Source organism: Emticicia sp. W12TSBA100-4 (assembly GCF_040253585.1).
Taxonomy (GTDB): Bacteria; Bacteroidota; Bacteroidia; order Cytophagales; family Spirosomataceae; genus Emticicia.
In genome coordinates this window covers 122,508-141,943 of record NZ_JBELAU010000001.1, presented here as the reverse complement: position 1 = coordinate 141,943, position 19,436 = coordinate 122,508, and the positions used below count along the sequence as shown (strand labels likewise).

The 19,436-nt window shown below is 36.8% G+C and carries 22 protein-coding genes; 18 read left to right on the top strand and 4 right to left on the bottom strand.

Translation table 11 applies throughout. The features are described from left to right. Positions 1–101: 101 nt before the first annotated feature. From ABR854_RS00690 to ABR854_RS00675, 4 genes are all read left to right on the top strand, one after another. Positions 102–695 (top strand): RNA polymerase sigma-70 factor, encoded by a 594-nt coding sequence (locus tag ABR854_RS00690; RefSeq protein WP_502881169.1) that lies wholly within the window; start codon positions 102–104, stop codon positions 693–695. Beyond that, positions 696–1,058 (top strand): YybH family protein, encoded by a 363-nt coding sequence (locus ABR854_RS00685; protein WP_350263422.1) that lies wholly within the window; start codon positions 696–698, stop codon positions 1,056–1,058. Between the two features lie 2 nt (positions 1,059–1,060). Then, the gene (locus ABR854_RS00680) at positions 1,061–2,089 is read left to right on the top strand and encodes a FecR family protein (RefSeq protein WP_350263421.1); all 1,029 of its coding nucleotides are present in this window, start codon (positions 1,061–1,063) and stop codon (positions 2,087–2,089) included. 180 nt (positions 2,090–2,269) lie between these two features. Continuing rightward, positions 2,270–4,255 (top strand): STN and carboxypeptidase regulatory-like domain-containing protein, encoded by a 1,986-nt coding sequence (locus ABR854_RS00675; protein WP_350263420.1) that lies wholly within the window; start codon positions 2,270–2,272, stop codon positions 4,253–4,255. Positions 4,256–4,304: 49 nt separating this feature from the next. Here ABR854_RS00675 and ABR854_RS00670 read toward each other — a convergent pair whose 3' ends face one another. Continuing rightward, positions 4,305–5,084, bottom strand: a complete 780-nt coding sequence (locus ABR854_RS00670) for a DUF3575 domain-containing protein (RefSeq protein ID WP_350263419.1) — start codon at positions 5,082–5,084, stop codon at positions 4,305–4,307. Positions 5,085–5,175: 91 nt separating this feature from the next. Beyond that, entirely contained in the window at positions 5,176–6,198 is a 1,023-nt protein-coding gene (locus ABR854_RS00665; RefSeq protein ID WP_350263418.1) for a threonine aldolase family protein, read from the bottom strand. Positions 6,199–6,398: 200 nt separating this feature from the next. On the opposite strand from ABR854_RS00665, the gene ABR854_RS00660 reads away from it, so the two are divergent. From ABR854_RS00660 to ABR854_RS00595, 14 genes are all read left to right on the top strand, one after another. After that, positions 6,399–6,884 (top strand): (2Fe-2S)-binding protein, encoded by a 486-nt coding sequence (locus tag ABR854_RS00660; protein ID WP_350263417.1) that lies wholly within the window; start codon positions 6,399–6,401, stop codon positions 6,882–6,884. Between the two features lie 2 nt (positions 6,885–6,886). Further along, positions 6,887–7,126: a DUF4160 domain-containing protein gene (locus ABR854_RS00655; protein WP_350263416.1), complete on the top strand. Its 240-nt coding sequence runs from the start codon at positions 6,887–6,889 to the stop codon at positions 7,124–7,126. Then, a complete protein-coding gene (locus ABR854_RS00650) occupies positions 7,123–7,458 on the top strand; it encodes a hypothetical protein (RefSeq protein WP_350263415.1) in 336 nt (111 codons plus the stop codon). Before ABR854_RS00655 ends, ABR854_RS00650 begins: the two co-directional genes overlap by 4 nt. A 15-nt stretch (positions 7,459–7,473) precedes the next feature. Continuing rightward, positions 7,474–9,648: a xanthine dehydrogenase family protein molybdopterin-binding subunit gene (locus ABR854_RS00645; protein ID WP_350263414.1), complete on the top strand. Its 2,175-nt coding sequence runs from the start codon at positions 7,474–7,476 to the stop codon at positions 9,646–9,648. A gap of 86 nt (positions 9,649–9,734) precedes the next feature. Further along, entirely contained in the window at positions 9,735–9,914 is a 180-nt protein-coding gene (locus tag ABR854_RS00640; RefSeq protein WP_350263413.1) for a hypothetical protein, read from the top strand. A gap of 143 nt (positions 9,915–10,057) precedes the next feature. Beyond that, positions 10,058–10,744 carry an NUDIX hydrolase gene (locus ABR854_RS00635; RefSeq protein WP_350263412.1) on the top strand — a complete coding sequence of 229 codons (687 nt, stop codon included), beginning with the start codon at positions 10,058–10,060 and terminating at the stop codon, positions 10,742–10,744. Positions 10,745–10,814: 70 nt separating this feature from the next. Then, a complete protein-coding gene (prs, locus tag ABR854_RS00630; protein WP_350263411.1) occupies positions 10,815–11,651 on the top strand; it encodes a ribose-phosphate diphosphokinase in 837 nt (278 codons plus the stop codon). A 62-nt stretch (positions 11,652–11,713) separates the two neighbouring features. Continuing rightward, on the top strand, positions 11,714–12,265 hold the full coding sequence (gene ybiA / locus ABR854_RS00625) for a riboflavin biosynthesis intermediates N-glycosidase (RefSeq protein ID WP_350263410.1): 552 nt from the start codon (positions 11,714–11,716) through the stop codon (positions 12,263–12,265). After that, the gene (locus ABR854_RS00620) at positions 12,262–12,732 is read left to right on the top strand and encodes a macro domain-containing protein (protein WP_350263409.1); all 471 of its coding nucleotides are present in this window, start codon (positions 12,262–12,264) and stop codon (positions 12,730–12,732) included. The genes ybiA and ABR854_RS00620 overlap by 4 nt, the downstream gene beginning before the upstream one ends. 3 nt (positions 12,733–12,735) lie before the next feature. Then, positions 12,736–13,146, top strand: a complete 411-nt coding sequence (locus tag ABR854_RS00615) for a hypothetical protein (protein ID WP_350263408.1) — start codon at positions 12,736–12,738, stop codon at positions 13,144–13,146. Continuing rightward, the gene (locus ABR854_RS00610) at positions 13,143–13,676 is read left to right on the top strand and encodes an RNA 2'-phosphotransferase (protein ID WP_350263407.1); all 534 of its coding nucleotides are present in this window, start codon (positions 13,143–13,145) and stop codon (positions 13,674–13,676) included. Before ABR854_RS00615 ends, ABR854_RS00610 begins: the two co-directional genes overlap by 4 nt. Positions 13,677–13,678: 2 nt before the next feature. Then, positions 13,679–14,407 (top strand): metallophosphoesterase family protein, encoded by a 729-nt coding sequence (locus ABR854_RS00605; RefSeq protein ID WP_350263406.1) that lies wholly within the window; start codon positions 13,679–13,681, stop codon positions 14,405–14,407. 45 nt (positions 14,408–14,452) lie between these two features. Further along, complete coding sequence (tnpA, locus tag ABR854_RS00600; protein ID WP_350263405.1) at positions 14,453–14,887, top strand: IS200/IS605 family transposase; 435 nt, start codon at positions 14,453–14,455, stop codon at positions 14,885–14,887. A 363-nt stretch (positions 14,888–15,250) separates the two neighbouring features. Continuing rightward, the gene (locus ABR854_RS00595) at positions 15,251–16,711 is read left to right on the top strand and encodes a nicotinate phosphoribosyltransferase (protein WP_350263404.1); all 1,461 of its coding nucleotides are present in this window, start codon (positions 15,251–15,253) and stop codon (positions 16,709–16,711) included. A gap of 304 nt (positions 16,712–17,015) precedes the next feature. Here the strand turns inward: ABR854_RS00595 and ABR854_RS00590 are convergent, their stop codons facing one another. Both ABR854_RS00590 and ABR854_RS00585 read right to left on the bottom strand, forming a co-directional pair. Further along, positions 17,016–17,603: a hypothetical protein gene (locus ABR854_RS00590; RefSeq protein ID WP_350263403.1), complete on the bottom strand. Its 588-nt coding sequence runs from the start codon at positions 17,601–17,603 to the stop codon at positions 17,016–17,018. A 31-nt stretch (positions 17,604–17,634) separates the two neighbouring features. Beyond that, entirely contained in the window at positions 17,635–19,275 is a 1,641-nt protein-coding gene (locus ABR854_RS00585; protein ID WP_350263402.1) for an ABC-F family ATP-binding cassette domain-containing protein, read from the bottom strand. Between the last annotated feature and the right edge of the window lie 161 nt (positions 19,276–19,436).

Here is a 19,436-nt window from a genome sequence, read left to right as displayed (position 1 = left end):
CAACATAATTGTCATAATAGAAAAATAGAAGTTAAAGTAAGAATAGTAATCTTACCTTTCATCAACTTTAGACATAGAAAATTGAACATAAAACTTTATGTTTGCACAAAATATTCCTTTTACAATCGGTGGTTTTATCTGAACAAGAAATAATTGGTGCAATCAGAGAGGGCAATGAGCGTATTTTCGAAGAAACTTTTCGGAAATATTATCAGAGTCTGTGCAACTATGCCAATTCGATTTTGAAAGAAATGGATGAAGCCGAAGAGGTTGTTCAGAACCTATTTCTGAGTATTTGGGAAAAACGCAGCGATTTGGAAATCAGTATTTCGTTAAAGTCGTACCTATATCGAGCGGTGCATAATCATTGCTTGAACCGAATAAAACATTTAAAAGTTAGAGAAGAATATCAGCAATACGCCGTAAATTTTTATGAAGCTTCGTATGAGTCGGTCAGCCAAACAGTGATGAAAAATGAACTCGAAACGAAAATCGAGGAAGCCATCAAAAAATTACCCGAACAATGCCGATTGATATTCAGAATGAGCAGATTTGAAGAATTGAAATACCACGAAATTGCCGAACAATTGGAGCTTTCGCCAAAAACAGTTGAAAATCAGATTGGAAAAGCACTAAAAATATTAAGAGTCGAACTGGCAGAATATTTACCATTACTTTTATTTTTTTTGAATTAGATGATAACACTTGATTTTGCAAAAGCATTTGCCAACGAATGGATTGAATCATGGAACTCGCATGACCTCGATAGAATTTTGAGTCATTATACCGATGATTTTTCTATTACTACCCCAATGGCTGCTAAACTTTATCCGCAGAGCAATGGTATTGTGGTGGGTAAAGAGGAGGTTAGAAAATATTGGACAATTGGTTTAGAGCGAATCCCAAATCTAAAGTTTGAGTTAATAGAACTCTTGGTTGGCATTGATGGTATCACGATTTACTATCTAAACACTGCTACTAATAAAAGAGCCGCAGAAGTCATGACTTTTAATGAAAACTTAGAAGTTTATAAGATAAATGTTTATTATTCTGAATAAAAATGAACGAAAACCAACCAATAACCGAAGACCTTTTGGGAAAATTCTTGGCACAGGAAACTGATGCCCAAGAATCGGCATTGGTTGAAAATTGGTTGAAACAAGATAAAAATCACCAAAAAGAACTCGACGATTATCAGTTTATCTGGCAACAAGTTGCACGCATAAAAGAAGAAAAACCAGTAAACGTTGATGCTGCTTGGAATAAAATTCAGCACCAAGTAAAGCACCAAAAAGATAATGTCATAAGTTTCACAACTTCTACACAAGAAAACAAAGCCCCTACCCATCGGGGAGGGGTTGGGGTGGGGCTATACCTACGCATTGCAGCCGCTATCACACTTTTGATGGCAGGAATATTAGCGGTCTTTTTAAGTAAGAAAGAAACAGAAATTATTTCACTCAAAACTACGAATCAAACCTTAGAGCAAACCCTACCCGATGGCTCGGTGGTTTTCTTAAATGCAAATACGAATCTAAGCTATCCTGCTGATTTTGAAGGAGATACAAGAGAAATTAATCTTTCAGGCGAAGCATTTTTCAAGGTCCAGCGAAACGAAAACAAACCATTTATCATTCACGCCAATGGCTCTGATATTCGGGTTTTGGGAACTTCATTTAACGTAAAAGCCTACACAAAAAATGTAAAAGTAAGCGTGGAATCGGGCAAAGTTGAATTTAAGCATGAAAAGAAACAAACGCTTTTGGTAAAAGGTGAAGAAGCCGAATTTGAGGCTGAAAAAGATTCTATTAAGAAAGCCGTCATGCTTGATAAAAATACCTTTGCCTACAAAACCAAGACTTTTGTATTTGAGGATTCAAGTCTCGAACATGTAATAAATGTATTGAGTGAAAACTACCATACGAAGATTATTCTGAAAAATAATAACATAAAAACCTGTCGCCTAACCACTACTTTCACTAACGAAACACTTCCTAATGCCCTCAACGTCATTGCCGAAACACTCAATTTGAAAGTTACACCCGAAGGTGAAAAATATATCATTGATGGAGCAGGATGTTCGCAGTGAACAGTTATCAGTGACCAGTTATCGGTGCATTTACTCTTCTTAATTTAGGTTAACGCAAGTTTTTAAAACGTCAAATTTACGAGTCAATTATGATAACTGTTTACTGATAATTGGTAACTGAAAATAGGGGAAAACCAAAAGTAAAATGTCATAGCTTCAAACAACACATTTTAAGCATTTATGAAAAAGCTATTCACATTTTTTTTACTGCTCTCAATCACCCAAGTTTTTGCCCAAAATCGGCCACCGCTCGAACGAATCATTTCTATAAAAATCTCGAACGAACGCCTCGACAATGCACTCAAAAGCATTGCCAGTGCAGGAAATTTTAGTTTTTCTTATAATCCAGATGAATTTTCGGTCGAAAAAAGAGTTTCGGTTTCGGCACAAAACCAAGCTGTTAGAGAGATTCTAAGCGATATTTTTGGCAATACGGCAACTTTCAAGAACCGTAATAATTATATCATTCTAAAAAAAGCAAGCGAAGAACCACAGAAAGATTTTTTCGTTATGGGCTACGTTTCAGACGGAGAAACGGGCTTAAAAATTGAGAAAGCGAGTATCTACGAACCTGTAACGCTTGCTTCTGCCATATCGAATCAATATGGCTACTACCGTCTAAAAATCCCGAAAGAATTAAACAACGTGAATTTATTGGTCAGGAAACAAAACTACCAAGACGAACGAATCTTGATTCGCTCAAAACAAGATAAAACACTCAATATCAAACTTTTAGCTATCCCAAAACTCCCAAAAGTCGATACAATCTCTCGATTGATTTCTTTCAAGATTGATTCACTTCCCAACAAAAAGCTCGATAGTTTACCAGTTATTCAACCGATAATAACTAAAATCGAACCCGTCGAAGCCAAGGACTCTATCATTATCGAGATTCCAAAAATAGATTACCAAGAATATTGGAATACCGCTAAACAACAGTTCCAAATTACGCAAAGACGCCTAACGGATTGGTTCATTACGACCAAACAAAATATTCATCTTGACAATATTCGTGATACTATTTATCGCCCTGCTCAGATTTCGTTTTTGCCTTTTATTGGCACTAATCATTATCTGAGCGGGAATGTTATCAATAATGTTTCGGTCAATATCATCGGGGGTTATTCGTTGGGTGTTCGTAGCCTCGAAATTGGAGGTGTTTTCAATGTGGTTCGAGGAAAAGTTTACGGAATACAGGCGGCTGGATTTGCCAACTTGGTTGGACAAGATGTAAAAGGCGTACAAATGGCGGGTTTTGGAAGCGTAAACGGACGGAATTTTTACGGTGTGCAGGCATCGGGCTTCGGAAACCTTAATGGCGGAAGCACGGGTGGAATCCAGATGGCAGGTTTTGGCAATGCTTCGTTCAAAAATCTTTCGGGCATCCAAGCGGCAGGTTTCGGCAATTTTGTTTTGCAAGATGCACATGCAAGTATTCAAGCAGCGGGCTTTGGCAATGCTACAATTGGCAACACTAACGGATTGCAAGTGGCAGGATTTGGGAATTTCACAGGAAAGAATTTAAAAGGAATTCAAATCGCAGGAACGGTCAACTACGTGGGCGGTACTATGAGTGGATTACAGATTTCGGTCTTTAATTATGCCCAAAAAGCAAAACGTGGTTATCAAATTGGCCTATTTAATTTTGCCAAAGAAAATGAGAATTGTATTCCAATTGGACTCTTAAGTTTTGCAGGAAAAGGTGGTTACAAACGCCTCGAAATTGCTGCTGATGAAGTAAACTGGTTTAATCTAACCTTTAAAACTGGCGTAAAACGCTTTTATAATATCTTGACGGCTGGCTATAATTTTGGTATGACAGATAAACCAGATTTTTCGCTCGGCTATGGTTTAGGTACAGCTTGGAAATTGAATCGCACTTTTTGGCTCAATTTCGATGTAGTTTCCTCGCATATTCAACAAAATGGCAATTATTGGAATCTTAACCAACATAGTAAAGCAAGTTTGGGATTAGAAATTCATGCAACTCGACATATTGCGTTGTTTGTTTCTCCAACACTCAATTTCTTAGCGAGCAAAGATGAAGGAATTGATTTAGGAAAGCTCAACAACTGGAAGATTTCAGAAAAGCAAGGCTATTATTTTGGACAAAGAGCTACGCTTACTTCTTGGGTAGGTATTCAAGGAGGAATTAGGATATTTTAAACGCACAGGTAGAGCCGTTGCATGCAACGGCTCTACACTATATAAAAACTCAGAATCTATACCCCAAATTAAATCCAAATCCACGCAAATTCAGGTAATTAAGTTGTTGAACATTATCAATCCTTACTCCTTGATTATCAACCACTAAGCCCAAATAATCTTCATTAATTTTGAAAGTTGTCAGAATTTTTTCTCTTAATCGAGTTCTGAAATCATCATCGAATCCTTCAAGATTTTGATTCGACTCTCCGTGTACACGCACACGACCAAAATGAGCTCCAATAATATAACAATCAAAAGTAAAACGATTGCCCAAACTAAACTGATGCCCAAGCATCAAACCCGCTGTGACTGTTTGTAATTTGGTATCAACTGGTAAATCTAATCTTACAGGTACTCCACGGTATTCGGTATCGATAAAGACTGGTATATCGCCATGAAAATCGTTGTACTTCGCAAAAAGAGATAGATATGTACCAATTGGAGCTCCTTTACTTCCAAAATAGAACCTCATTTCGGGGGTAATATGATACATTCCAATCTTAGATTCTGCCTTTTTTACATTGTCAAAACTGATATAATCAATTTTCCCATCGGCAAAATCTACATACTTTTCTAAATCTTTGGCATAAGGAAACAAACCTTTCGGGCGATAACCAGCCCCCAAAGCCAACGAAAATCGACTACCAAAAACCCTTTCGTATTGCACAGTTGCAGCACCCATTGCAGCAGCAGAAAGATTGATTTTCAATACTTTACGTCTTTCTTCTTGAGCAAAAGAATGAATTGTAATAAGGATAAAACAGAGTATTCCGAGTTTTTTTTTCACAATTTGTATTTTTCAGTACAACAAATTTCCTAACTTGTCAGATATAAAATTTAATAACAAGTTAGAAACTTGTTCTACATTCTTAACGAATTTAACCAACTTTTCTGATATTTTTTTCAAATTCAACTAAATGTTCGTCCGTAAAATCAAGATGCGTCACAAATCTTACCAAATGTTTACCAAAAACCACACAACCAATATTTTGTTCTTTCATGCGTGCCACAAAATCACTTGCCAAAATAGTTTCAGGCAATTCAAAAATCACAATATTGGTATCAATCGGATAAATGTTTTTTACGAACGAAAGCCCATCTAAAACTTTACCGATTTGCTTGGCACGAGCGTGGTCTTCTCTCAAACGCTCAATATTGTTTTCAAGTGCATAAATTCCTGCGGCAGCCAAAAAACCTGCTTGTCGCCAGCCCCCACCCATCACTTTACGTGAGCGACGTGCTTTTTTAATGAAATCTTTCTTACCCAAAAGCAATGACCCAATAGGACAGCCCAAACCTTTCGACAAACAAATTGAGATAGAATCGAATAATTTTCCGTAAACCCTTGGGCTTTCATTGGTTTCTACCAACGCATTAAATAACCTTGCACCATCAAGATGTAGAGGTAGGTTCTTTTCATCACAAACCGCTCTAATTGCCTCAATATCAGCTAAGTTATAGAAGCATCCTCCACCTTTATTCATTGTATTTTCGAGCGAAACCAAACTTGTGGTAGGTTGATGAATATCATCGGGATTATTAATTGCATCACGCACTTGTTGGGCGTTTAACCGTCCTCGGTCGCCATCTAAAAGCTTCAACGATGAAAATGAATTCAAAGCAACTCCTCCACCTTCATACAGATATATGTGAGAATATTTATCGCAAATCACTTCGCTTCCTGGCCAAGTATGCCCCCGAATTGCCAATTGATTTGTCATCGTTCCTGATGGGCAAAACAAAGCGGCTTCCATCCCAAACATTTCGGCAGCTTTGGCTTCGAGAGCCAATACAGTTGGGTCATCGCCAAAAACATCATCACCCACTTCAGCCATAAACATGGCTTCTTTCATACCCTTACTGGGCTTTGTTACGGTATCGCTTCTTAAATCAATAAACATGGTTTGAGATAAAGGTAAATTTCGTTTGCAAAAGTCTAACTTTTTAGGAAATTTTACGTTATTATTTGGGAAATTAGTTATTTGTTATTGAAAAATTAGTTATTAATTGGTGCAAATTATGCAATTCATCATTTCCTATACTAACCAATTCCCCAATAACCAATATACTAATCACCAATCAACCAGTAACCAACAAAAAAATGGCAATATTCAATCTTACCGTAAACGGAAAAAAAACTAAAGTAGATGTCGAGCCAGATATGCCCCTACTTTGGGTTGTACGAGACTTTGTGGGCCTAAAAGGCACAAAGTTTGGCTGTGGAATGGCTCAATGCGGTGCTTGCACAGTTCATGTCAATGGAGAAGCGACTCGTTCGTGTCAAATTCCAGTTTCATCACTTGCCAAAAATGCCAAAATTACAACCATCGAAGGCATTGGCGAAACGCAATTACACGCTGTTCAACAAGCTTGGATTGAAGAACAAGTTCCTCAATGTGGCTACTGTCAGTCTGGACAAATCATGTCGGCAGTGGCATTGTTGAAAACAACGCCCAATCCAACTGACGAGGATATTGATACATATATGAGCGGAAATCTTTGTCGTTGTGGCACTTACGACCGTATTCGTAAAGGAATTCATCGTGCAGCAGAAAGTTTGAAAGCTGGTAATGTAGGAGGAAAATAACGATGCCTATCATTAGCTTTTTTGATGGAATTAAGATTTTACTTTTTTCAAACGACCATTTACCGCCACATTTTCATGTTTATTATGCTGAATACAAAGCATTGATAGCGATAGACTCTCTACAAATTATGAGAGGAGATTTGCCAACAAAACAATTAAATAAGGTAGTGGAATGGGCAGGTTTGAATAAAGAAAATTTACTCGAAACTTTTTACCAATTAAATCCAAGTCTAAGAAAATGAGTAATATTCCTTTTATTACCCAAATCATTAAGGTTGAGCCTTTCAAAATTACCAGTATGTGGAATACTGGTGAAGTGAGGGTAAATGATTTTGAAGACGAATTTAATGAATCAGGTAAACACGAAGCCTTTTATCAATTAGCTGATTATGACATTTTTAAATACGCGTCAATTGGCGATGTGGGAACTTTACAATGGGTAAACTTACCAATAACTATTACTTTCGCCCAAGAAAAGATGACACTACCATTTGATTTAGACCCGATTGTTTTATACGAAAAAAGTCAACCCATTTCTAAGTATCGTTTGGTGCAAACCAATGAACTTGTTTAAAATATTAAAAAAACTATGGAACATATCAATACCTCACGCCGCTCATTTATCAAAGCTGGCTCGCTTACGGGAGTCGGTTTAATGATTGGGCTTAATTCTTTTGCCAAAGAAAAACACCCTAAAAAGATTTCCCATACCGACCCAAAATCGGCGGTTCTCGACCTTGAAATCAATCCTTTCATCATTATCAGTACCGATGGAAGCATTGCTTTGATAAATCCTCGCCCCGACATGGGACAGGGTTCTACGCAAGCCGCACCTTCGCTGATTGCCGAAGAATTGGAAGTGAGTTTGAATAAAGTAAAGCTCATTCAGTCAGGTGGACAAGAAAAATACGGTAGTCAACAATCGGGTGGAAGTAGCACCGTGCGTGGCTTGTGGACATCACTCCGCAAAGCTGGTGCAGCCGCTAAAGAAATGCTCATCGAAACAGCCGCTAAACGCTGGAATGCCTCAGTAGCAGACTGTTATGCCAAAGATGGCAAGATTTACTTGAAAAATTCTGATAAATCATTCACGTACGGCGAATTGGTTGATGATGCTTCAAAATTACAAGTTCCGAAAAATCCAAAACTCAAAGACCCGAAAGATTTCAAGATTTTAGGTAAATACAACAAACGCCTTGATGTGCCAGACCGTGTAACAGGAAAAGCCGTTTACGGAATCGACATCGAAGTGCCAGGAATGGTCTATGCCTGTATTCAGCACTCGCCAACGATTCATGGAAAAGTTGTTTCGATTGATGATAGCGAAGCTTTGAAAGTAAAAGGTGTTTTGCAGGTTATTAAAACCAAAAGGCCAATGCCACACCGTGCAGCTGATGCCGTGGCAGTTATTGCAACCAATTGGTGGGCAGCACAAAAAGGCAGAAAAGCCTTAAAAGTTACTTGGGATGATGGAGATTTAGCTAAAACCATGACGACCGATAACTATTTTGCGGCTACTTACGAAGCAGCTAAAAAAGAAGGTATCAGATATGAAGAAAAAGGCGATTTCAATGCAAAATTTGCCAATGCCAAACAAAAATTGGAGGTAAACTATGAAACTCCATTCTTGGCACATGCTCCAATCGAACCAGAATGTGCGGTTGTGCACGTAAAAGACGATGGTACGGCCGAGGTTTGGGCTCACGTACAAGGCCCTGATGGCGGTTTGGCCGATGTTTCGAGAGCATTGGGAATCAGCAAAGATAAAATTAAATTCAATGTGCCACTTTTGGGTGGTTCGTTTGGGAGAAAAGCATATCACGATTATCTGAACGAAACTTGTTTATTGGCGAAAGAATTGAAAAAGCCAGTAAAAATGATTTGGACTCGTGAGGATGATATTACGCAAGGGCCTTATCGCCCAGGTATGTTGAGCCACATGCAGGGTTTTGTTGATAAGGGAAAAATCACTGGTTTTCACCATCATGCTATTGGCGAGTCTATTGTTGGTCAAGTATTTGGTGGTTTAGCTCCTGACGAATCTGACCCTTGGTTATCAGGCGAAATCAGTACCGAAAATAGTAAATATGAATTCCCAGTTTCAAAAATTTCTTGGACAAACGTAAAAACTGAGATTCCAATCGTTTGGTGGCGTTCGGTTTATGCCTCAAATTTTGGTTGGGGACAAGAATGTTTCATTGACGAATTGGCTCAATTGGCAGGAAAAGACCCACTTCAAGCACGCTTAGATTTAGTGAAAGATGCTCGTTATAGAAAAGTGATGGAAACAGTTGCCGAAAAGGCTAATTGGAAAGAGAAACTCGGAGCTGGACAAGGCAAAGGGATAGCCGTTTTTGCCTCGTTTGGTAGTATTTCGGCTTGTTGCATAACGGTTTCAAAAGATGGAGCGGGTGTAAAAATAGATAAAGTAGTGTCGGTGCTTGACTGCGGATATTATGTAAACCCAGACCACGTAAAAGCTCAAACCGAAGGCAATATCGTGATGGGAATCTCGGCGGCTATTAAAGGCGGAATTACGTTTTCAAATGGTGTTTGCGACCAAACTAATTTCCACCAATACAACGTCATGCGATTGAACGAAGCCCCGAAAATGGAAATTCACATCATCGACAGTGGTGAAAACCCTGGTGGCGTTGGCGAACCTGGTTTACCACCAATTGCACCAGCACTGGGTAATGCAATTTTTGCAGCCACTGGAAAACGTATCAGAAAATTACCTTTTGATATTACGAATTTAGGGTAAGAAAATAAAAATGGGCAGAACGAAAATTCTGCCCATTTTTTTATATATTTATTTTGAAAATAATCTACCCTAAAACCCTAAACCCTATGGACGCCAAAAAAAGAAGAATTGTCATTGCAGTGATGCTAATGTTGTCAATTGGAAACTACTTTAGAATTGTAGGTAATGAGAATATTCGAGCAATACAATTCTTATCCATTTTTGTTATTGGTGCATTATCGGCACTACTGATAAGAAGCATAGTTGAGGAGTTTAAAAATAAGTGATTTTAAAGTCGCTTCTTTTTAAAACACAATGAACTTGAACTCAATACAAGTCTTTTGTTAAAAATGCTTCTTGAGAAAGAGGCTTTTTTTTGGTAGATACGCTTTTGCACTATCTTTGTGTAAACTTTACGCATTTATTGTCAATGATACAGAATATTAGGGTTGCCGTTGATGCCATTGTTTTTGGCTATCAAAATGGTAAATTGTATGTACTTTTAATTCAACAAAAATTTGGCACAAACGAAACCTACTGGGCTTTGCCAGGTGGTTTGGTGGGGAATGACGAACCATTAAAAGAGGCAGTTCAAAGAGAATTAAAAGAAGAAACCAATGTGGAAGTCAATTACTTAGAGCAACTTTATACTTTTGGAGATGATGTTTTTCGGGATACTCGTAATCGAGTTATATCGGTTGCTTATTTTGCTTTAGTTGATTCTTCAAAACTTTCGATAAAAGCAGATACTGATGCCGAACACGCCCAATGGATTGAGGTAAATCAGATTCCGAATTTAGCATTTGACCACAATAAAATAGTACAAAAAGCCATCGAACGCCTCAAGGCTAAGCTTACTTATCAACCAATCGGATTCGATTTATTACCTAAGTACTTTCTTTTCTCCGAATTAGAAACCCTCTACTGCACGATTCTTGAAAAAGAAATTGACCGCAGAAATTTTAGAAAAAAAATCCTCAGTTTTGGTTTTGTGGAAGAAACCGAGAAGATTTCAGTGCATAATACGGGGCGACCTGCCAAGTTTTTTCAGTTTAATACCCAAAAATACAATCAGCTTCTACAAGAAGGATTTCATTTTGAAATAAAATTTGCGTAAATTTTACACAAAATATTTGCACATCAATTTTTTACAAACTACATTTGCGTAAAATAAACGCAAACTCAAAATGATACTCAACTTAGATAATAATTTTAAGCCATTTCAGAACGAAAACGAAATTGCATTTGAGAGCTTCACTTTTCATGGCGGAGAACCCCATATCAAAATAAAAGCCGACTTCGATATTTCTTTGCCAGTGATGATTACGCACAGAATCAATTCGTTTATTGATTTAGGACTTTTGTGTATTGCCGTCGATGCTCTTCGACGAATGAGTGTCAAAACAATTTCGGCATTTATTCCATATTTTCCTGCGGCTCGTCAAGACCGTGTGATGGTTATGGGAGAGGCTTTATCTGTAAAAGTCTATGCCGATATTATTAATCATCTAAATTTAGAAAAAATATCTATTTTCGACCCACACTCAGAAGTGACTCCTGCCTTACTCAACAACGTCTCGGTGATTTCAAATCATGATTTTATTAAGAAAGTTGTGAAACAAATCGGAACAAACCTTAAACTAATTTCACCCGATGGCGGAGCATTAAAGAAAATCTATAAAGTAGCTGAATATTTAGGTGGAATTGAAGTGATAGAAGCCAGTAAAAGCCGAGATGTTAAAACAGGAAAACTTACAGGTTTTAAAGTTTATCACGATGATTTAGAAGGCTCAGATTGCTTGATTGTAGATGATATTTGTGATGGTGGTGGTACGTTCATCGGTTTAGCGGAAGAGCTGAAAAAGAAAAACGCTGGAAAACTATATTTGGCTGTAAGTCATGGGATTTTTAGTAAGGGGTTTGATGAGCTTAGTAAGTATTTTGATAAAATTTTTACAACGAATTCTTTTAAAAATATTGATAATGAGGTTTTTGTGCAGATAGATTTAAAAGAGATAATATGAAATAAACTCTCTTCATGTTTCGACCAAGAAAATTATACTATTTACGAAAAACAATTACGACAATGAAATACACAAATGAATGGTTAATTGAAAAATTTCAGGGCAAAGAGAGATTAAAGTATCTATTCTTTTGGGGACATCAACCATCAAAAGATGGGAGTATTACACAGAGTTGTTTCAGCCAATGGTGGACTGCAAAATTTGAAATTGATGGACATAATTATTCATCAGCAGAACATTGGATGATGGCCGAAAAAGCAAGATTATTTAACGATAATGAAACATTAGCTCGTATTTTACAAGCTAAAAGTCCAGCAGAAGCAAAGAAATTAGGGAGATTAGTGAAGAATTTTGACGCAAAAATTTGGGACAATAAAAAGTTTGAGATTGTAGTTGAAGGCAATTTTCAAAAATTTTCTCAGCACTCTGATTTAAAGGAGTTTTTACTAAATACAAAAGAAAGAGTGTTAGTAGAAGCAAGCCCTGTTGATAAAATTTGGGGAATTGGAATGGCTGCAACCGACCCAAAAATAGAAAACCCAATGCTTTGGAAAGGCGAAAACCTATTGGGTTATGCTTTAATGGTTGTAAGAGATAAATTAATGGAAATATGAGCAAAATCAACTATATAAACGGTGATGCGACCGCTCCAAAAGCCATTGGTAACAAAATAATTGTCCATATCTGTAATGATATTGGAGGTTGGGGTAAAGGATTTGTGCTTGCTATTTCAAAAAGATGGCAAGAACCAGAATCGAAATATAGAGAATGGTTTGCCTCAAAAGAGACTTTTCAACTCGGTGAATGTCAATTTATAAAAGTTGAACAAGATATTTGGATAGCTAATCTAATAGGTCAGCATAAAATATATTCTGACGCAAACGGAATTCCACCAATCAGATACGAAGCTGTTGAAATTGGGCTTGAAAAAGTCGCCAAATTTGCACAAGAGCTAAAAGCCAGCATTCACATGCCAAGAATTGGTTGTGGTTTGGCTGGTGGAAAATGGGAAAAGATAGAAGCTATTATACAAAAAACCTTAGTTTCTAACGAAGTTGATGTAACAGTTTATGATTTTTGAATAATGAAAACCCAGAAATTATTCCGTCCAGTAGGACTCAAAGAAATGGAACTAATCGTTCAGTCTGGTTGGAAACATTTCCCTCCTCGCTTGGCGTGGCAGCCAATATTCTATCCTGTTCTCAATCAAGCCTATGCCGAGCAAATTGCTATCGAATGGAATATGGAAGATGAATTTTCAGGTTATTGCGGCATTATCACTTCGTTTGAGGTGAATAGTGAATTCTTGATACATTATTCTGTACAAAATGTCGGGGCAGTTAAGCATAATGAACTATGGATTCCTGCCGAAAAAATGTTCGACTTTAATCAAAATATAGTCGAAAAAATACAAATTATTAATGCGTTCTTTGGAAAAGAGTTCAAAAACTCAACTATTCAAGAACTAAACATAATATTAGATAAATTCAAATGAGCAATACTAATATCACACAAATAAGTAAATACCTAAGCCTAATTCTGAGGCATCAACCTCAAAGTATAGGCTTAGTCTTAGACCCAAACGGTTGGGCTGATGTGGATGAATTATTAAATAAATCAAAGCTTAAATTTAGTTTTCAGCAACTTGTAGAGGTTGTAGAGAAGAACGATAAACAGCGATTTATACTAAGTGATGACCAAACAAAAATCAGAGCAAATCAAGGACATTCTATAAAAATTGATTTAGATTTAACCCCACAGATTCCGCCACCAATTTTGTATCATGGAACTGTTGAAAAATACTTAGATAGCATAAGAACAGAAGGATTGAAAAAGATGAATCGCAATCATGTGCATTTAAGCAAAGATATAGAAACAGCTCAAAAAGTAGGTAATAGAAGAGGTATTGCTATCATCTTAAAAATAGATGCCGAAGCTATGAATAATGATAAAATCCTTTTCTATTGTTCTGAAAATGGTGTTTGGCTCACCGATAATGTACCCACAAAATATATCAGTTTTTAGTCATGAAAAGAACATTCGTAATAGGTGATATTCATGGAGGTTTGCTTGCATTAAAACAAGTTTTAAGCAAAGTTTCAATCAATCAAAGCGATAGGCTCATATTTTTAGGAGATTATGTAGATGGGTGGAGTGAGTCAGCTCAAGTTATTGATTTTTTGATTGATTTAGAAGTCAAACACGAATGTATTTTCATTAAAGGTAATCATGATTCGTGGTGTGAAGATTGGTTAATGGGTAAACTGGCTAACGAAATATGGCTCTTTCATGGTGGAAAATCAACGGTAAAAAGCTACCAAAACTATTCTCCAGACCAAAAGCAAAAGCATTTAACATTTTTCAACCGCATGAAAAATTTCTATGTTGACTCTGAGAATAGACTATTTATACACGCTGGTTTTTCATCAATGCACGGTCCTGAAAAAGAACATTATGAAAGTAATTATTCTTGGGACAGAACCTTATGGGAAATGGCATTAACAATGGATAAACACGTAAAGAAAGATTCGGTCTTCTATCCAAAAAGGCTAAAATTATTCAATGAAATATACATTGGTCATACACCAACGCTTTATTATGATATTTCAACTCCAATGAATGCAATCAATGTTTGGAATATCGACACGGGAGCTGCATTTAAAGGTAGTTTGTCTATTTTAGAAATAACTTCAAAAGAATTTTGGCAAAGCGAGCCTGTTTATACGCTATATCCTCATGAAGAAGGAAGAAATTAAGAAATAAGGTTTAAATTATTGAAAAATACATGTCACCCTTTCATCATGCCACAATCACTCGCCTACAACTACATACATTTTGTAACCAGTACAAAAAACCGCCAAAATCTAATCTTACCCCATATTCAAGATAAGCTATATGGCTATATTGGCGGTATTTGTAAAACTTTAGAAAGTCCAGCCCTCCAAATTGGCGGAATAGAAGACCATATTCATATTCTAACGGTTCTATCTAAGAAAATAAGTTTGGTCACATTTGCGGAAGAAGTCAAGAAAGGCTCATCTAAATGGATGAAACTTCAAGGCGAAGAATTTGAAAACTTTTATTGGCAAGGCGGCTACGGTGCATTCTCCGTTAATCCTAAAGAAACTGAAATTGTGAAAAGGTACATTCAAAATCAAAAAGAACATCATAGTAAAAAAAACGTTTCAAGACGAATATCGTGCTTTTCTGAAACAATACGATGTGCCTTACGATGAACGTTATGTATGGGATTGACATACTCTATCCGAATGGCGATGCCATCCGTTAATGTGTTTTGCCCTTTCAGGGCGTGATTTTTTGGAATTTTTTAACATTTTTCGACGGTATTACGTCGTTTTGTATGGCGTTGCCATCCGTTAATGTGTTTTGCCCTTTCAGGGCGTAATATTTGGATGTTTTTTCATGTATATATATGTCATAACGTCAATCCGTAAGGCGTTGCCATACGCTAATACTTTTGCCCTTTCAGGGCATATTGAACATATATCAAACAAAACGTCCCAACGGGGCAACACAAATTAACATAGGGCAACGCCTTATGAAAACAGCAAACAAAACGGATTAACCGCAAAACCACCATGAACCCACTATTATTAACCGATGGCTACAAAGTTGACCATCGCCGCCAATACCCCGAAGGCACAAGTTTGGTCTATTCTAATTGGACTCCTCGAAAATCTCGCATCGAGGGCATTGAAGAAGTTGTTTTCTTTGGTCTTCAATATTTTCTCAAAAAATATGTCATCGAAGACTTCAACACCTATTTCTTCAAACAACCAAAAGAAGAGGTAGTAAAGAAATATGCACGTAGAATCAATAATTATTTAGGGGAAAATCAAGTTGGTACAAAACATATCGAAGCCCTTCACGATTTAGGTTATATTCCGATGGTTTTCAAGGCATTACCCGAAGGTGTAAGCGTACCTACACGAGTGCCAATGTTTACAATGTATAATACCAAACCAGAGTTTTTCTGGCTAACAAATTATTTCGAGACATTACTTTCAGCCATTATCTGGATGCCTTGTACATCGGCCTCCATTGCCCGACAATACAGAAAAGTTTTAGATAAATATGCTACCGAGACTTCTTCAATTCCAACATTTGTCGATTGGCAAGGACATGATTTTTCTATGCGTGGCATGGCTGGCATTGAAGCAGCCGTTACCTCAGCAGCAGGACATTTATTGAGTTTTACAGGTACGGATACTATTCCAGCCATTGATTTTCTGGAACAATACTACAATGCTAATGCAGAAACTGAATTGATTGGAGGCTCAGTTGCTGCCACCGAACACTCGGTTATGTGCATGGGCACAACCGAAGGTGAATACGAAACCTTCAAACGACTTATTTGTGAGGTTTACCCAAAAGGAATTGTATCTATCGTTTCTGATACTTGGGATTTATGGAAAGTATTAACCGAATATTTACCCAAACTCAAAAACGAAATAATAGGTAGAGATGGAAAAGTAGTGATTCGCCCTGATAGTGGTAATCCAGTTGATATAATCTGCGGTAATCCGAAAGGCAAAACCGAAAAAGAACAAAAGGGAGTAATTGAACTGCTTTGGGAGGTTTTCGGAGGAAAAATAAACGAAAAAGGGTTTAAGGAGTTAGCCCCACAAATTGGTGCAATCTACGGAGATAGTATCACGATTGAGCGAGCTACCCAAATCTGTGAGCGACTCAAACAAAAAGGCTTTGCTTCTACCAATATCGTTTTGGGAATTGGTTCTTACACCTATCAATATAATACCCGTGATACTTTCGGTTTTGCAATGAAAGCCACATATGGCGAAGTCAATGGTGAAGGTCGTGAGATTTTCAAAGACCCAATTACTGACGATGGTACTAAGAAATCGGCCAAAGGTTTAATGAAGCTTATATTGGAAAATGGTCAATATAAGCTAATCGACCAAGTTTCGTGGGAAGAAGAAAAACAGGGTGAATTGAAAGAAGTATTTAGAGATGGAAAACTTTTAGTTGACCATTCTTTAGCTGAAATCAGAAAGCGAATTAAGTTTTCTATCGTATAAAGTTACTTCATATAACACAAAGCGTCTAAGAGTTATACACTCTTAGACGCTTTTATTTTTAACCAAATGAGAAAGGAACTTTTTATATTACTATTTATCTTACCTGTAACTTCGCTATTTGCTCAACAAAACCTTGAAGAAACAAATTGTAGCCGAACGTAAATAAAACAGTTTTCTTTGAAAGAAAATGCCATTAGTAAACGGAAGAAACGTACAAAGAGTAAATCAAAAACAATCACTACAAATTTTGCCGAACATAACTTTCGAGTTTTTACTTGCTAAAATGAAAAAACAAAATATTTACTCAATGCCTCTTAATTTTTGCCAAAAATTTAGCAATCTGAAAAAACTCTGACTCCGTTAATAAAAAAGAAGCCGTATCTATCTTAAAATAGTATTGAATCCCATCAACATTCAATTCACTACCAAAAGTTAAATTTTTAAAAGTCTCTGTAATCAAAATAGAAGATACTTTTTGTTTGTTAAATGCTACTTTAAATTCTCCAGAAGTTGTAAGTATTGTTTCAAATAGTTTAGTAAATTGAGGAATCTCTTGAGTATTTACCTCACAACTCCCCTCTAAAAGTTCTTTAGAATATATTCTACTGAAAGCTAATCCCCAACCACCAGTATAAGCTGCCCCTCCAACAGTATTTCCAACCTCTTTTTTCTTAGTTTCATGAGTAGAAATTACAATTTTATATGAATTTTTAGCTGAATCAGGGTAGGTATAAGTCTTATAATAAGCCAATGAAATTTCGCTATTATTTTTATCATTAAGATATTGGTCTTTTACAAAGACAACTTTATCAATTTCTTGTGTAATTGTTTGGGAATAAACATTTCCGTTAAGAAAGAATATAAATAAAAGACTTCGTATATGAACTTTCATAGCTAAGTATATTATTTTGATTGGTTTTCGATTATTTACTCTTACGCTCAATCTCACGCAAATTTTCCATTTTCTTATTACGCAAGAAGCCCGTAATGTCTTCAAAGTGTTCTTTTACTCGCTTATTCCCAAACTCGAATACTTTATTAGCCAGACCTTCCAAGAAATCACGGTCGTGAGAAATCAAGATAATTGTGCCTTCAAACGCACGAAGGGCGTCTTTCAAAATGTCTTTAGTTTTTAAATCCAAGTGGTTGGTAGGCTCATCGAGAATCAATAAATTTACTGGTTCGAGCAAGAGCTTAATCATTGCCAAACGAGTTTTTTCTCCACCCGAAAGTACACGCACTTTCTTGTTAATATCATCGCCACGGAACATAAATGCTCCCAAAATATCTTTGATTTTGGTACGAATTTCGCCCACCGCAATATTATCAATCGTCTGAAAAACTGTTAAATCTTCATCCAATAACGAAGCTTGATTTTGAGCAAAATAGCCAATCATTGAGTTATGTCCAAGTTTGATGCTTCCCTCAAACTCAATTTCAGACATAATAGCCTTTACCAAAGTTGATTTACCTTCTCCGTTTCGACCTACAAAAGCAACTTTTTCACCTCTCTCAATCGTCACCGACGCATCTTTAAAAACCAAGTGGTCACCGTAGCTCTTACTCACGTTTTCCACAATTACAGGATAATTTCCTGAGCGTGGGGCGGGCGGAAACTTTAAGCTCAAAGCCGAAGTATCAACTTCATCAACTTCTACTATTTCAAGTTTTTCGAGCATTTTCACTCTCGACTGCACCTGTAAAGTCTTTGAGTAAGTGCCTTTAAACCTGTCTATAAATTCTTGCGTTTCGGCAATCATTTTTTGCTGGTCGTTATATTGTTTTTGCTGTTGTTCTTGGCGTTCTTTTCTGAGTTGTTGATATTGTGTGTAGTTTACTTTGTAATCATAAATACGACCCATCGTTACCTCAATCGTGCGATTCGTGATAGTATCAACAAAAGCTCTATCGTGCGAAATCACGATTACGGCTTTGGCGTTATTCATCAAGAAATCTTCGAGCCACTGAATTGACTCAATATCCAAGTGATTGGTAGGCTCATCGAGCAAAATCAAATCGGGGCTTTGAAGCAAAATCTTGCATAATTCGATACGCATTCTCCATCCACCACTAAATTCAGCGGTTGGGCGAGTAAAATCAGCTCTCGTAAAGCCCATTCCGAGAAGCGTTTTTTCTACTTCTGCATCATAGTTTACTTCTTCTACTGAATAATATTTTTCGCTTAGTTCGGATACTCGCTCAATGATTTTCATGTAATCATCAGACTCATAATCAGTACGAGTTTCGAGCTGGTGATTAAGTTCGTCCATCTCATTTTTCATATCCAACACCGCCGAAAACGCCTTTGAGGCTTCTTCAAAAACCGTACTATCATCTTTAGTGAGCAAATGCTGTGGAAGGTAGGCAATTACAGCATCTTTTGGAGCAGAAATTTTACCACGAGTAGGTTTATCGACGCCTGCAATAATTTTGAGCAAGGTAGATTTTCCTGCTCCGTTTTTGCCCATGAGGGCTATTTTATCTTTTTCGTTGATATTGAAAGTAATATCACTAAACAGCGTTCCACCATTGAACTCAACTGCAACATTATCGACTGAAATCATACTCTTTTTTAAAATTAAGGTGCAAAGATAGGGCGGAGTAATGAAGAATTAAGAATGTAGAATGTAGAATTTATTATCCACCTCTATAAATCACTAATAATCAAATAGTTACAATCATTTCTTAATTAATACTTTTACTAAATTTCTTGAAAATCAAGCAA

Coding starts and splice junctions, on each gene's coding strand:
- tnpA (WP_350263405.1), top strand. CDS start 14,453: ATGCCACAATCACTCGCCTACAACTACATACATTTTGTAACCAGTACA.
- ABR854_RS00675 (WP_350263420.1), top strand. CDS start 2,270: ATGAAAAAGCTATTCACATTTTTTTTACTGCTCTCAATCACCCAAGTT.
- ABR854_RS00635 (WP_350263412.1), top strand. CDS start 10,058: ATGATACAGAATATTAGGGTTGCCGTTGATGCCATTGTTTTTGGCTAT.
- prs (WP_350263411.1), top strand. CDS start 10,815: ATGATACTCAACTTAGATAATAATTTTAAGCCATTTCAGAACGAAAAC.
- ABR854_RS00620 (WP_350263409.1), top strand. CDS start 12,262: ATGAGCAAAATCAACTATATAAACGGTGATGCGACCGCTCCAAAAGCC.
- ABR854_RS00645 (WP_350263414.1), top strand. CDS start 7,474: ATGGAACATATCAATACCTCACGCCGCTCATTTATCAAAGCTGGCTCG.
- ABR854_RS00640 (WP_350263413.1), top strand. CDS start 9,735: ATGGACGCCAAAAAAAGAAGAATTGTCATTGCAGTGATGCTAATGTTG.
- ABR854_RS00655 (WP_350263416.1), top strand. CDS start 6,887: ATGCCTATCATTAGCTTTTTTGATGGAATTAAGATTTTACTTTTTTCA.
- ybiA (WP_350263410.1), top strand. CDS start 11,714: ATGAAATACACAAATGAATGGTTAATTGAAAAATTTCAGGGCAAAGAG.
- ABR854_RS00585 (WP_350263402.1), bottom strand. CDS start 19,275: ATGATTTCAGTCGATAATGTTGCAGTTGAGTTCAATGGTGGAACGCTG.
- ABR854_RS00680 (WP_350263421.1), top strand. CDS start 1,061: ATGAACGAAAACCAACCAATAACCGAAGACCTTTTGGGAAAATTCTTG.
- ABR854_RS00605 (WP_350263406.1), top strand. CDS start 13,679: ATGAAAAGAACATTCGTAATAGGTGATATTCATGGAGGTTTGCTTGCA.
- ABR854_RS00685 (WP_350263422.1), top strand. CDS start 696: ATGATAACACTTGATTTTGCAAAAGCATTTGCCAACGAATGGATTGAA.
- ABR854_RS00615 (WP_350263408.1), top strand. CDS start 12,736: ATGAAAACCCAGAAATTATTCCGTCCAGTAGGACTCAAAGAAATGGAA.
- ABR854_RS00610 (WP_350263407.1), top strand. CDS start 13,143: ATGAGCAATACTAATATCACACAAATAAGTAAATACCTAAGCCTAATT.
- ABR854_RS00590 (WP_350263403.1), bottom strand. CDS start 17,603: ATGAAAGTTCATATACGAAGTCTTTTATTTATATTCTTTCTTAACGGA.
- ABR854_RS00650 (WP_350263415.1), top strand. CDS start 7,123: ATGAGTAATATTCCTTTTATTACCCAAATCATTAAGGTTGAGCCTTTC.
- ABR854_RS00595 (WP_350263404.1), top strand. CDS start 15,251: ATGAACCCACTATTATTAACCGATGGCTACAAAGTTGACCATCGCCGC.
- ABR854_RS00660 (WP_350263417.1), top strand. CDS start 6,399: ATGGCAATATTCAATCTTACCGTAAACGGAAAAAAAACTAAAGTAGAT.
- ABR854_RS00665 (WP_350263418.1), bottom strand. CDS start 6,198: ATGTTTATTGATTTAAGAAGCGATACCGTAACAAAGCCCAGTAAGGGT.